This is a genomic window from Martinezella rhizogenes (genome assembly GCF_000799715.1).
In the GTDB taxonomy this organism is placed as follows: Bacteria; Pseudomonadota; Alphaproteobacteria; order Rhizobiales; family Rhizobiaceae; genus Rhizobium; species Rhizobium rhizogenes_C.
Map to the genome: position 1 here is coordinate 620,797 of NZ_JUHG01000013.1, position 13,230 is coordinate 634,026.

Below are 13,230 nucleotides of genomic sequence, written 5' to 3' on the forward strand. Positions count from 1 at the left end.
CGGCAAAGGATAGACCGATGGACATGCTTGTTAAGCTCTACGAATTGAAGCCGGACCCGGCACTTCAGAAGCGCATGGACAGTGAGGGGATCGTCATCCGCAGGGTTCTGGCGCCGGAACTCAGCGCATTGACCTCCTGGATCCAGCCGCTATTCGGCGCTGGCTGGGCGGCGGAGGCGACGGCCGCCACCATGCGCCAGCCGCCGACCTGCTTTATCGCGGTCAAGGATGAGATGCTCGTCGGTTTCGCCTGCCACGAGGCAACCGCGAAGGGTTTTTTCGGGCCGACCGGGGTCGATCCGTCGATGCGCGGCAAGGGTGTCGGCCAGGCGCTATTGCTGACGGCGCTTCTGGACATGCATGCTCAGGGTTATGCTTATGGGGTGATCGGTGGAGCAGGTCCGATGGAGTTCTATCGCCGGAGCGTCGGCGCGATCCCAATCGAAGGCTCGGTTCCCGGCATCTATCGCGGCATGCTGCCGCTTGCCAATCCGAGCGAAGTGTCGGAATCCGACTGACATCGATGCCACCGTGACTGGAAAAATCAACGCCGCCTGGAGATCACCTCATCCAGGCGGCGTTGATTTATACTCGAGCTTTGACAGGCCTCTACGGATTGCTCCGCTTAGCTTCTGGGCTTCAGATTTTCAGGGTCATAGAGCGGCTTGTAGCCGATGCTGACAACCTCGACCGGATAGGTCTCGGCGAAATATTCTACGTTCAGCTTGCGGCCTTCCTGGCAATAGGCCCAGGGCAGGTAGGCAAGTGCTATATTCTTGCCGATCGTCGGGCCGAAGGCGATGGAGGTCGTATAGGAGCGGCGTCCGAGCTCATCGATCAGCACCTTGCCTGTTTCCGGATCCATGACCGGCAGATTGCCGAGCGGGTAGCGCTTGACGCCTTGTCCGTCGATATTGTCCGTCATGACCAGCGTGCAGAGCATGGCGGGCTGATGTTCGCGAGCCTTGTACTCCAGATGCTTTGCCTTGCCACGGAAGTCAGCTTCCTTGACTTTCGGACGGGCAAGATCCGCCTCGATCAGATTGTACTGGGTGAGAAGGTCGGCATTCTGCAGGCGCAGGCTCTTTTCCATGCGACGTGAATTCGCATAGGTCTCAACGCCGAAGGCCATCACGCCGGTAGAGCGCAGCGCATCCCAGACGGCAAGGCCGTCCTCGTATTTCATATGCAGTTCCCAGCCCTGCTCACCGACATAGGAGATGCGAAAGGCTGTAACAGGCTTGCCGCCGATCTCAATCTGTTTGATCGCGGCGAAGGGGAAGTTTTCCGCATCGAGCCCGGCCGGATCGGCCACGACCTTCTTCAGTGTCTCACGGGCATTCGGACCCCAGATGCCGATGGTGATGAACTTCTCGGTCACGTCGGTGATGGTAACGTCGAGGCCCCGATCTTCGGCGATGCGACGCATATAGTGGAAGTCGCGCGGGCCGGCATCGGCGCCGTTGATCAACCGGCAGCGGTCTGCCATGCGGATGACGGTAAAGTCGGCACGCACCATGCCCTCGTCGTCGAGGAAGTGGGTGTAGATACCCTTGCCGATATTGCCATCGCCGCCGATCTTTGCGGCGCACAGCCATTCCAGAAGCTCGACATGGTCAGGCCCCTCGATGTCGACCATGTGGAAATGCGAGAGATTGACGATACCGCAATCCTCGCTCATCGCGAGATGCTCGGCATTGGAGACACGCCAGAAGTGGCGGCTGTCCCACTCATTCTGACGCACCGGCACGCGATCGCCATACTTTTCCAGCAGATGCTCGTTTGCGGCATAACCATGCGCGCGCTCCCAGCCTCCGAGCTCCATGAAGTGACCGCCCAGCTCCTTTTCGCGCTCGTAGAAAGGCGAACGCTTGACGTTACGGCTCGAGGCGTAGGGTTCGCGTGTATGCACGGCCGGGAAGTAGATCTTCTGGGCGGCTTCATAGCAGCGGCTTTCGATGAACTCTTCCGTCAACTGGTGCGGATAGAAACGCGCATAGTCGATGCTGTTGTGGTCGATCTCGGTACGGCCATCGGTCATCCAGTCGGCGATGAGCTTGCCGTAGCCCGGACCGTCCTTCACCCAGATGGCGACGCAGTACCAGAGGCCGCGCACCTTTTGGCTTTCGCCGCAGGACGGACCACCGGCGGCGGAAACCTGCAGCAGGCCGTTGAAGGAATGGCCCTCATTGTAGCCGAGTTCGCCGAGAATTGGTGTCAGTTCCATGGCGCGCTCGAGCGGCTCGAGGATCTGTTCCATTTCGAGGTCGCGTTGCGACGGCGACAAGCGGGCTTCGTGCTTTTCAAGGATGTCGCGCGGGTGGCAGAGGCGAGGATTGGTGGTCTCGTAATAGCCCCACTCGATCTGGCCGCCTTCCGTCGTCTTCGGATCGCCGGTGTCGCGCATATAGGCGGAGTTGCCCTGGTCGCGCAGCAGCGGGAAGCCGATGTCCTTGCCCGTACCTTCAAACTCGTTATATGGCCCGAAGAAGGTGAGCGGATGATCGACCGGCATGACCGGCAGGTCTTCGCCGACCATCTCGGCGATCAGGCGACCCCAGATGCCGGCGCAGACGATGACATGGTCGGCCATGATCGTGCCGCGATGTGTGACGACGCCCTTGATGCGGCCACCCTCGACGATCAGCGATTGTGCAGGCGTATTGCCGAATACCTTCAGCTTGCCGGATTTTTCAGCTGCATCCACCAGCTTGCCGGCGACGGTCTGCGAGCGCGGGACGACAAGGCCGGCATCCGGATCGAACATACCGCCCTGCACCTGATCTTCTTCGATCAGCGGGAACATTTCCTTGATCTCGGAGGGCGTGACGAGACGAACATTGGTGCCGAAGGCCTTGCCGGACGAAGCCTTGCGCCTGATCTCTTCCATCCAGGTGTCGTCACCCGTGCGGGCAACCTCAAGGCCGCCAATGCGGGCGTAGTGCCCCATCTTCTCGAAGAAATCGATCGAATACTGCGTGGTCCAGACCGAGAGATAGTCGTGGCTGGTAGTGTAACAGAAGTCGGAAGCATGCGCGGTCGAGCCGATGTCGGTCGGGACGCCGGATTTATCGATACCGACGATATCGTCCCACCCACGCTCGATCAGATGATGCGCGATCGATGCGCCAACGATACCGCCCAGGCCAATGATGACGACCTTGGCCTTCTGGGGAAACTCTGCCATTGCTTGCGACTCCGAACTTTGGATTTGCCGAGACCTTAGCGCGAGCGGCGGCGCCATCGCTGCTTTTCTGCGACATTATCAAAATGCATCACGACCAGCCCACGGGTATATGGCGGCAAAATATTTTCAAGCTCTGAAATCTAGAATTGGTGTCGGGAAACGACAAACGATCCGAGTGCACGGGAATCAATCCTGACAGTTGCGAATCAATTTGCCGAACGAAGAGGCTGACCTGTGATTGGCCAAGGAAAATCGCTCCGACGAAGCCCCGATACTATAGTTTATATTTTGTTAATTTTTCCGCCCGTTTGAAAGAAATATAGTCCGGTATTTCTTCGATGAATATCATTTTACTGTAGATAAGCCCCACTTCCCAAAGAAAAGAACTCAATATCTTTTTGCCTTGTTGCCATGATGATCCATATATGATTAATTTAGGATATTAGCAGGTTCGTGGGGAAACTGCGGAGGGGAATACACATGCTGAAAGCGCTACGCGGTGCCTTACTCGTCGGTGCTGCAATTCTCGTCACAGAGGCACCCGTCATGGCTGCCACGGCGACCGGCAATATGACGGTCCGCATCGTCATCCAGGCAGAATGCAAAGTCCAGAGCGCCAGTGATCTCGATTTTGGCACCAAGGGCGTTCTCGATGCCACGAACGACCAGACCAGCTCCATCGGTGTTCAATGCACGACGGGACAGACCTATAATGTCGGTTTGAGCGCCGGTGCGGGCGCCAGCGCGACAACCGCCGTTCGCCAAATGACCGGCCCGGCGTCGGCGACAGTCAATTATTCCATCTACCGCGACAGCGGACACACCCAGCTTTGGGGCGTGACGGTGGGGACCGATACCGTAGCCGGCACGGGTAATGGCAACGTGCAGAACATCCCGGTCTATGGACGGGTTCCGGCGCAAACCACACCGGCTGCCGGCACCTATACCGACACAGTGGCGATTACCGTCACCTACTGAATTCATTGCTAGGAGGCTGCTATGCAACGCATGTTTACATGCCTTGCCACGACGGCGCTTGTTCTCTTGAATGCTTGTCTTGCAAACGCCGCCTCGTTGCGCGCGGCGCCCACCAATCTCGAACTCATCGCGCCTGACAGCACCGGTGTGCTCAACCTGACCAATGACGGCGACCATCCCATCAATGTACAGGTGCGTGTCTTCAAGTGGAGCCAGACAGGCGGCGTCGAAAAGCTGGAACCGACGACAAACGTCGTGGCCAGCCCGCCGGCGACCAAGATGGCGCCGAACGCGGGCTATACGGTCAGGGTGATCAGAACGACCAACGCACCGGTGCGGACCGAGGAGACTTATCGCGTCGTCGTCGATGAGCTGCCGGATCCCTCCCGCGCAAAAGCCGGCACCGTGACCTTGATCGTGCGCCACTCCATTCCCGTCTTTTTCAGGAATGCCGATGCCAAGGCAGCTGATGTCTCCTGGAATCTGAGCCGGCAGGGCGACAGCCTTTTCCTGACCGGCAAGAACAACGGCGGCAGTCGTTTTCGTCTGTCGAACGTCGTCCTCAAGCAAGGAGCCACGAAAATCGGCGGTCGCAACGGCCTCGTCGGGTACGTCCTTGGCGGCACAACAATGCAATGGCCGATCGGGAGCGCAAAATCCCTTTCCGGCGGCGCTGTAACTTTGCAAGGCCAGAGTGATCTTGGGCCGTTCAATGCCAACATCGCAATCACGAAACGCTAGTCTCGGGATCGCCGTTGCATGCTCCATTCTCTGTGTTTCGACGCTGCATGCGCAAGAAGTTCCAAGCGAGCCGGTGGCAGCTCAAACTGACAACAAGCCCGCCGATACGCAGGACCTTTTTCTTGAAGTATTCATCAACGACACCTCGATGAAGATGATTGGCAATTTCAAGCAGCAACCGGACGGTTCGCTGAAGGCAACGGCCGGAGAACTTCGCGAAGTCGGCATAAAGCCCCCGGCGGGTGCCGCCGACGACGAGTTGATTGAGCTCAGCGAGCTGCCCGACTTGTCCTACCGCATCGATGCGCAAAGCCAGCAGCTCTACGTGACGACAACGAATGGCGGCCGCGCGGCGCGCGTTATCAATATCGGGAAAAATCAGAGGAAAGACATCCCCGAACCTCAATCCGGGTATGGAGGCGTGCTCAACTACTCCCTTTTTGCCAGCTCCAACGGCCTGACCAACGGCGACGAAGGCCTGTTTCAAGGGGTCACCGGCTCATTCGACGCCCGCATCTTCAGTCCCTATGGCGCGCTGAGCCAATCGTTCATCGCCGGCTATTCCGACGGCAGCCTCGACGGCATAACCAGACTTAACACGGCCTGGAGCTACTCCGACCCGAAGAAGCTGATTACCTATCGGGTGGGCGACTTTACCACCGGCGGTCTTTCATGGACACGTCCGGTCTATTTCGGCGGCATTCAGGCGCAGCGCAATTTCGCGTTGCGGTCCGATCTGGTGACGGAACCCCTTCCCACATTTGCGGGAACGGCTGCGGTTCCCTCCACGCTCGAAATCTACACCCAGAATGTCAGGTCCTATTCCGGGGACGTTCCTGCCGGCCCATACCAGGTCACCAACCTGCCGGTCTTTTCCGGCGCCGGCGAGGCCCGCGTCGTCTTGCGCGACAGTCTCGGCCGCGAAACAACCGCAACACTGCCGTTCTATTCGTCAAACCGGCTCTTGCGCCAGGGCCTGTACGACTTCTCCGCCGAGGTCGGCATGCCGCGCCGCAACTTCGGCATTGAGTCAAACGACTATGATGGTCGTATCATGGGTGTTGCCACGGCGCGCTACGGATTGACCGATTGGCTGACCTTGGAGGGCCACTTCGAGGGCGGCGCCGATCTGCTCAATGGCGGCGTCGGCGCCGCCTTTCCTCTCGGGGCCTGGGGTGTCGCATCGGCGGCCGGGGCCGCAAGCTCGAGCGGCAGCCGCTCCGGCTCATTGTTCAACGCTTCGCTGGAAACGAGCTACAATGACTGGTCGATCTACGCCCGCATGCAGCGCACCTTCGACAATTACGATGATATAGCGTCTGTCACGGCCGAACCGACATCCAACGGCTCCGGGCAGTTCACTGTGTTCAGTGCCGGCGTGCCCCGCGCCATCGATCAGGTCACCTTGAGCGTTCCGACGCCGCTGGATCTGTCCAGCCTCAATCTTTCCTATACCAGGCTAGAAAACGCTAATGGCGACAAGAGCCAGATTGCCGGCCTCTCATACAGCCAGACCTTCAAGCGGGCGAGCTTTTACGCCACCGCATTCGCCGATCTCGACGATCGCAACAGCTTCGGGATTTTTGCCGGTCTCTCTATCCCGTTCGGAAACAACATCTCCGCCAGCACAGGCATTGAAAGCGGCCCGGATGGTTTCAATGTCGTCGCCGATATCTCCAAGTCGGAGCAGCCGGAAGAAGGCAGCATCGGCTGGCGCGCGCGGACCTCGGAAGGCAAGGACGCAAACCGGCAAGCGGCAATCAGCTACCGCGCGCCTTTCGCACGCTTCGAGGCCGGCGTTCAGCAATATGACGGAAACGTTCGCGCTACCGGCCAGATGGATGGCGCCATTGCCGTTGCCGGCGGTGACGTCTTTACCTCCACCCGTATCGACGATGCTTTTGCTGTCGTCGATGTCGGCACGCCCGGGGTCGAGGTCCAGCAACAAAACCGGCCGGTCGGCAAAACCAACAATAGTGGCCGAATCCTCGTGCCCAACCTCAACTCCTATGAACCGAATACCGTGTCCATCGATCCGAAGAACCTTCCCGTCGACGCCGACGTGCCGGCGACGAAAGAGGTCGTCGTTCCCGCTGATCGTAGCGGCGTCGTTGTAAAATTCGGCGTCACGAAAGCCCCGCAAGCCGCGCTGATCACCATCACCGACAAAAACGGGGCGCCGCTTCAAGCCGGTCTCAGCGGCAAGCTGCAAGGGACGAACGAGGAGTTTGTCATCGGCTATGACGGCCAAGCCTATATTCGCGGCCTGGGCGCGAGAAACGCAATCGACATTCCGCTCCAGGACGGAAACTCATGCCACGCCGAATTCCCCTACACGCCTCAACCGGGCAAACAAGTCGTCATCGATGACGTGAAATGTTTGTGAGCCAAGGATCAAGGAATGCTACGCGCCATCGGTTTCCTGCTTTTCTCGCTGCTGCCTTCCTTGTGCCTTGCGCAAAGTTGCAGCTTCAGTGCCACCGACCTGAGTTTTGGCCCCGTTGATACTCTGTCCGGTGGCCCGGTCAACTCGACTGCGACGATAAGCGCCAACTGCACCGGAGACCTTCTCACGCAGCGACGAATCCTGATTTGCCCTGGCATTGGCGCGGGCAGCGGCGGCGCGACTTCGGCGGCGGCTCGTCAGATGCTCAATGGAGCCCATTCGCTGAACTATCAGCTTTATTCCGATTCCGGCCGGAGCGTGATCTGGGGTTCGAATAATTGGGCCTATCCTGCCAAGCCACCCGCTTTCGCCCTGACATTGAACTTGCTCGGGTTCGTCAATGGCACCACCACCCTCTATGGCACCGTACTGGGCAGCCAGAGTGCGGCAGCGCCCGGGCCGTATCTTTCGACTTTTTCGACAGCCGACACTTACTTCATCTATCGCTACAGCAACGACACCACTTGCGATGCACCCGCGGGAACCCTCATAGGCGTGTCCTTCGCCATCAATGCCAGCGTTGCCGCAAATTGCCTGGTCAGCGTGGGGAATGTCGACTTCGGCACCAGGGGCGTTCTGAGCGCCAATGCCGACGCCACAGGCTCGGTAACAGCGACCTGCACGTCCGGAACGACCTATACTGTTTCGTTGAGCGGCGGCACCACGAATGCGGCGCCGACGGCACGCAAGATGTCGAAGGGGGCCGAAACCGTAACCTACGGGCTCTATAGGGACACGAACCGATCACAGCCCTGGGGCGATGCGACTACGCCGGGCAGCACGGTTGCGGGGACCGGAACTGGCGCTGCCCAGGTCTTGACCGTCTACGGTCGCGTACCGCCGCAAACCACGCCAACGCCTGGAACCTATACCGATACGGTAGTCGTGACGCTGACCTATTGAGCCCTCTTTCGAAATGCCGGTGCTGGTCTTACCGTCATCGTGCGGTGTATCCGCCGTCAGCTTCAGGCTCATGACGCTTCCTTCTCCCGCCTAGACGTCTGCGATTTGCCACGACAGAAACCATGCCTCAACTCAGCACGTCTCGCGCCGACACGATGCTTCCACCAGCCGATTCCACCTCACTGCGGACGATCCTGGCAAGTTCGAGGGAACCCGGCGTGTCGCTGTGAACAAGAATGGAGCGGGCGCGGACGGGAAGCGTCTCGCCCTCGATCGTGGTGACGGTTCCCTTCTCGATGAACTGCCGCACGCGCGCACGAACCTTCATCTCATCCTTGATCACCGAATTCGGCAACTTACGAGAGACGAGCTGGCCTTGGGCGTCATAGGCCCGGTCGGCAAGAAAAAGGGTCAGCGTCTTCAAGCCCGCAGAGACGGCGGCGCGCTCCACTTCGGTATCGGGCATCGAGAACACGATCAGATCCGGATCGACCGACTTGACGGCGCGCATCACCAGCTCCGCGAGAGCCGGATCGCGGCTGATCATGTTGCCCATTGCCGCATGGAAGCTGATATGGGACAGCGCGACACCCTCGCCCCGCGCAACCGCGGCCAAAGCTCCCAGCTGGTAGAGGACCTGCTGCTTCATGTCGTCGGCTTCAACCGGGAATTCGCGGCGGCCAAAACCCAGCCGGTCGGCCAGCCCGGGATGCGCGCCGACGCCGACGCCCCGCGCCTTGGCGAAGCGGACCATCCGGGCCATCGTTTCCGGGTCACCCGCGTGGAAACCGCATGCAACGTTTGCGGATGAAACGACGGCCATTAGCGCTTCGTCATCGCACAATTTATAAGGGCCGAAGCCCTCGCCCATGTCGGAATTAAGATCGATCTTCATTGACGCTTCCATGATTTGCGGAGGATCGCGCGCTCACCGGAACGCCCATTCCGCCAGGCATCGTCTTCGCACTGATCGGACCGGGCGACGCCTCGACTTCGATGAGGAAAACTAACACGCCGCCCCATTTGATGGGGTCAGACAAAGTTTCTATGGCGGCCCTTTAGCCGTTTTCAAAACGCGGGCGTCGTGTTGAAAGACAGGTGGGAGGATTAACGGCACGACGGACGGTTATGGATCCCAGAAAAGGAATTCTGCTCAAGGTACTGGCGGCTCTCGCCGCGACGTTGATGGCAGCCAGCATCAAGGGATTGAACGGAGCGATACCGACCGGCGAGGTCGTTTTCTTTCGATCGGTTGCAGCCCTTCTTCCTCTCGGCATTTGGCTCGGATTGCAGGGCAACCTCATCGAATTGACCGCAACGAAGCATTTCGGCGGCCATCTTATCCGCAGCCTCTCCGGCACCGGCGGGATGTTCTTCAACTACATGGCGCTCGCCTATCTCCCGCTTGCAGATGCAACGGCGCTGAGTTACGCGGCACCCCTGTTCACCGTTATTCTGGCGGCAGCGCTACTTGGAGAAGTCGTTCGCGCCTACCGATGGTCAGCGGTAGCCGTCGGCTTTAGCGGTGTTCTGGTCATGCTCTCCCCTCACCTCGGCTTTTGGGAGGCGAGCGAAGGCGTGGCCCGCTCCGTTGACATGGCTGCCGCCCTTGGCGCCGCCTTTGGCCTTGTGGCCGCGTTCTGCTCGGCACTGTCGTCGGTGCAGATCCGTCATCTGGCTCGCACAGAGAAGCCAGGCGCCATCGTTCTCTACTTCTCCTTGATGACGGCGGTCATCGGATTAGGAACAGCCGCTTTCGGATGGAAGATGCCGGACATGCTGCAGCTGTCGCTGCTCATAGCAGCCGGCCTGTCGGGCGGCATCGCGCAGATATTGATGACGCTCAGCCTAAGGCACGCTCAGGCATCGCTGTTGGCACCATTCGAATATACGACGATGGTATGGTCGGTGCTCATCGGCTATTTCCTGCTAGGGCAACTGCCTGTCGCAACAACGATTGTCGGGGCTATGGTCGTAGCCGCAGCCGGTATGTTCGCGGTCTGGCGGGAAAGACGCCTGGGCCGCAGCCTTCAATTGGCGCCCGTAGTGCTCGCCGAAGCGGAAACGCGATAGGATCTGGAGAGCAAGCGCAATGCTCCCGGTATGGATTCTCGCAAATGGCAAACTCTGCGACACTTGCTCGTTGCGCAGCAGAGCCTCCCGATTGCAAATCGGACAATCAGCATCCTATGATATCGATCTATGCCGTGAACAACGACAACGCTGTCATCATCGACGGACATGATGTCTCCCGGTGCAATAAGCTCTCCACCCACCACCACCGGATAGTTGATGGTGCCGAGCATATCCTTCGATGTTCATTTTGCTCTAAGCCGCGAGGCGGACGCCATCGAAATGATCACCGCTGATCATCCTCAGGTGAGCCACGGTGTCGATGGCCTGGAGACAGAGGGCATTCCCGTGCTCACGATGATATCGGACCTCATCGGGGCGGTTATGTGGGCAATGACTGCGTCAAGAAAGGCCGGACGGTCGCCTTCCACCTGAACCTCAACTCCATCGAGCAACTCGCCCTTGTCGACGTCCAGGACTTTGCCGCCGTGGAAAATATAGCTTTGTATGGGGTTCCCCGCTTGAATTCTTTGCATGTTACAAACGATCAAGTCTGTTTGTAAATAGCGGGAAAAAAATGCCCGCTGACGAGGCAAATGCTGCGCCCGCTCACGGATTGAGCAAATTTACCCTCCGCCCCGCCTCTCAGCCAAACACAAATCCCCATTGGTTTTCACGGAAATAAGGGACAGCACATGCCGAGCAGATCGTACAACAGGCGCGGAAACTGCTGATGCGAACGCACAGATTGGACATGAAGATATGCGCTCAGTTTTTTGTCGACAAATTGAATACAAGATAGTAATCCTTTGCTAAGACGTCAGCACGCCCCACTGTTTTGCGCGCGTAACGACCGCTTTTGTCCCGCTCAAAAAGGATCCCACAGTGAAAGCCAGCATTTTTTCCGGTGTCATTCCGGCCCTGATGACGCCTTGCAAGGAAGACCGCACCCCTGATTTCGACGCTCTCGTGCGCAAGGCCCAACACCTGATTGCCGCGGGCATGTCGGCCGTCGTCTACTGTGGCTCAATGGGAGACTGGCCACTCCTGACCGATGCCGAACGTATGGAGGGCGTAAGACGCCTCACCGAGGCAGGTATCCCTGTCATTGTCGGCACCGGCGCCGTCAATACCGCCTCCGCTGTCTCTTATGCCGTACATGCCCAGAAGGTCGGCGCGCAGGGTCTGATGGTGATCCCGCGCGTGCTGTCGCGCGGTTCGGTCATCGCTGCCCAGAAGGCGCATTTCAAGGCAATCCTGTCCGCGGCGCCCGATCTCCCGGCGGTCATCTATAACAGCCCCTATTATGGCTTTGCGACACGCGCCGACCTGTTCTTCGCGCTGCGCGCCGAACATGCCAACCTCGTTGGCTTCAAGGAATTTGGCGGCCCGGCCGACATGCGCTACGCTGCCGAGAATATCACCAGCCGCGATGATGACGTCACGCTGATGATCGGTGTGGATACGGCCGTCTTCCATGGTTTCGTAAACTGCGGCGCGACCGGCGCGATTACCGGCATCGGCAACGTGCTGCCGAAAGAGGTGATCCACTTGAGCAATCTCTCGCAGGCGGCAGCGTCAGGCGATGTCGACGCCCGCCAGCGCGCCCTAGAGCTCGAACAGGCCCTTTCCGTTCTGTCCTCCTTCGACGAAGGCCCCGATCTCGTCCTCTTCTTCAAGTATATGATGGTGCTGCAGGGCGACAAGGAATATACGTTGCACTTCAACGAAACCGACGTCCTTACGGAAAGCCAGCGCGGCTATGCCGAAGCTCAATTCAACCTTTTCAACGCCTGGTATGGCGAGTGGAGCAAGTTGCCGGGCGCCGTGCAGTCCTGCAAGGGCTGACTATAACGAGATCAGAAGGCCCTCCTGTTCGGAGGGCCTTTGTTCATGAGAAAGAGCCAATCTAATCCTTCAGGATCCTTCAGATCGCCGGTCATGATGCCTGCAGCTGGATCTCGGCTCGCTGTTCAACGGACGCGCAGAGGCCGCTACTTCCGTGGCGGGCCACTTGGCGATCATCCGTCAATTGCCGGATGGGTGCGAATGACCGAGATCCCTTCCCTCACGGTTTCGTGGTGAAGTGACCTGTTCGGTTCTACAACGCTGATATCCCTTGCGTGAATGAGCATCAGCGGGCAGCTCAGCCCCTTCGTCAACTATATGTCGCGACCAGCATGTCCTTCCACTTACCAAGAAGCTTCTTTTGAAGCTCCTTGGTAGAGTTCGAGCTGAAGCTATTATGAAGGGCAATACCGCGCAGAACGCATAGGCTGAGCTGAATGAACTCATCTGTCTCAGGCCTGTCCAGCGACACGCCAAGAAGTCTGGCGATCGCCGCATCTCGACTGGCCGCCCATCGTACCATGATCTCGCGAATGCTATTTCCCAATTCGTCGTCATTGCGTGATGCGAGCATTATTTCGAGCGATGCGATGTGGTTTCCGGCTTGAAACAGCCGATCCCATAGGAAGTCTGTAACCTCGTCCGGCGTCATCTTTCGTGCGTTCCGACCGATGAACACGAGCCAATCTTCCTCCCACGACGAGATAAGATAACGAAAAGCAGCGATAATCAGTGCGTTTTTGCTCGAAAACTGATGCGTTAAGGCTCCGCGGGATACATTCGCTCTCAACGCCACGTCCTGTGTCGAGAATCGACCATAACCGACGTCGTTCATCACATCGAGTGCCGCCTGGCAGAGCTTTTTGCGTGTTTCGTCGGATCGTTCGGCTTGGGTCCGCCTGCCTTTTTTACCCGCGCTACGTTTTTCCGATATCGATCCCGGTTGCGCTTCCATTCAAAATTTCACCAATTTCAGATCGGACCGCCAATCACTCAGCGAACTGCTGCTGTCAACCCAAATGCGACTGCAAGCGCTCCCCCGTTATCAGTGCCG

The 13,230-nt window shown here is 58.7% G+C and carries 10 protein-coding genes; 7 read left to right on the plus strand and 3 right to left on the minus strand.

The window, feature by feature from the left end; translation table 11 throughout:
* Window positions 1–17 precede the first annotated feature (17 nt).
* Window positions 18–518: a GNAT family N-acetyltransferase gene (locus EX00_RS14805; RefSeq protein WP_047459066.1), complete on the plus strand. Its 501-nt coding sequence runs from the start codon at window positions 18–20 to the stop codon at window positions 516–518.
* A 107-nt stretch (window positions 519–625) separates the two neighbouring features.
* Here the strand turns inward: EX00_RS14805 and EX00_RS14810 are convergent, their stop codons facing one another.
* Window positions 626–3,187, minus strand: coding sequence for a GcvT family protein (locus tag EX00_RS14810; RefSeq protein ID WP_047459068.1), 2,562 nt, complete (start codon window positions 3,185–3,187; stop codon window positions 626–628).
* 480 nt (window positions 3,188–3,667) lie between these two features.
* On the opposite strand from EX00_RS14810, the gene EX00_RS14815 reads away from it, so the two are divergent.
* From EX00_RS14815 to EX00_RS14830, 4 genes are read left to right on the plus strand one after another with little or no spacing between them, the layout of a single operon-like run.
* Window positions 3,668–4,165, plus strand: coding sequence for a Csu type fimbrial protein (locus EX00_RS14815; RefSeq protein WP_047459071.1), 498 nt, complete (start codon window positions 3,668–3,670; stop codon window positions 4,163–4,165).
* Window positions 4,166–4,186: 21 nt separating this feature from the next.
* A complete protein-coding gene (locus EX00_RS14820) occupies window positions 4,187–4,906 on the plus strand; it encodes a fimbrial biogenesis chaperone (protein WP_047459073.1) in 720 nt (239 codons plus the stop codon).
* Window positions 4,878–7,292 (plus strand): fimbria/pilus outer membrane usher protein, encoded by a 2,415-nt coding sequence (locus EX00_RS14825; RefSeq protein ID WP_047459076.1) that lies wholly within the window; start codon window positions 4,878–4,880, stop codon window positions 7,290–7,292. The genes EX00_RS14820 and EX00_RS14825 overlap by 29 nt, the downstream gene beginning before the upstream one ends.
* Window positions 7,293–7,307: 15 nt before the next feature.
* Window positions 7,308–8,255 carry a Csu type fimbrial protein gene (locus EX00_RS14830; protein WP_047459079.1) on the plus strand — a complete coding sequence of 316 codons (948 nt, stop codon included), beginning with the start codon at window positions 7,308–7,310 and terminating at the stop codon, window positions 8,253–8,255.
* A gap of 127 nt (window positions 8,256–8,382) precedes the next feature.
* Here the strand turns inward: EX00_RS14830 and EX00_RS14835 are convergent, their stop codons facing one another.
* Window positions 8,383–9,150 carry a 5-oxoprolinase subunit PxpA gene (locus EX00_RS14835; protein ID WP_047459082.1) on the minus strand — a complete coding sequence of 256 codons (768 nt, stop codon included), beginning with the start codon at window positions 9,148–9,150 and terminating at the stop codon, window positions 8,383–8,385.
* 233 nt (window positions 9,151–9,383) lie between these two features.
* Between EX00_RS14835 and EX00_RS14840 the strand changes: the two genes are divergently transcribed.
* Both EX00_RS14840 and EX00_RS14850 read left to right on the plus strand, forming a co-directional pair.
* Window positions 9,384–10,328, plus strand: a complete 945-nt coding sequence (locus EX00_RS14840; protein ID WP_047459085.1) for a DMT family transporter — start codon at window positions 9,384–9,386, stop codon at window positions 10,326–10,328.
* Window positions 10,329–11,213: 885 nt separating this feature from the next.
* Complete coding sequence (locus EX00_RS14850; RefSeq protein ID WP_047459091.1) at window positions 11,214–12,176, plus strand: dihydrodipicolinate synthase family protein; 963 nt, start codon at window positions 11,214–11,216, stop codon at window positions 12,174–12,176.
* A 310-nt stretch (window positions 12,177–12,486) separates the two neighbouring features.
* Here EX00_RS14850 and EX00_RS14855 read toward each other — a convergent pair whose 3' ends face one another.
* Window positions 12,487–13,131, minus strand: coding sequence for a TetR/AcrR family transcriptional regulator (locus EX00_RS14855; RefSeq protein ID WP_047459092.1), 645 nt, complete (start codon window positions 13,129–13,131; stop codon window positions 12,487–12,489).
* Window positions 13,132–13,230 lie beyond the last annotated feature (99 nt).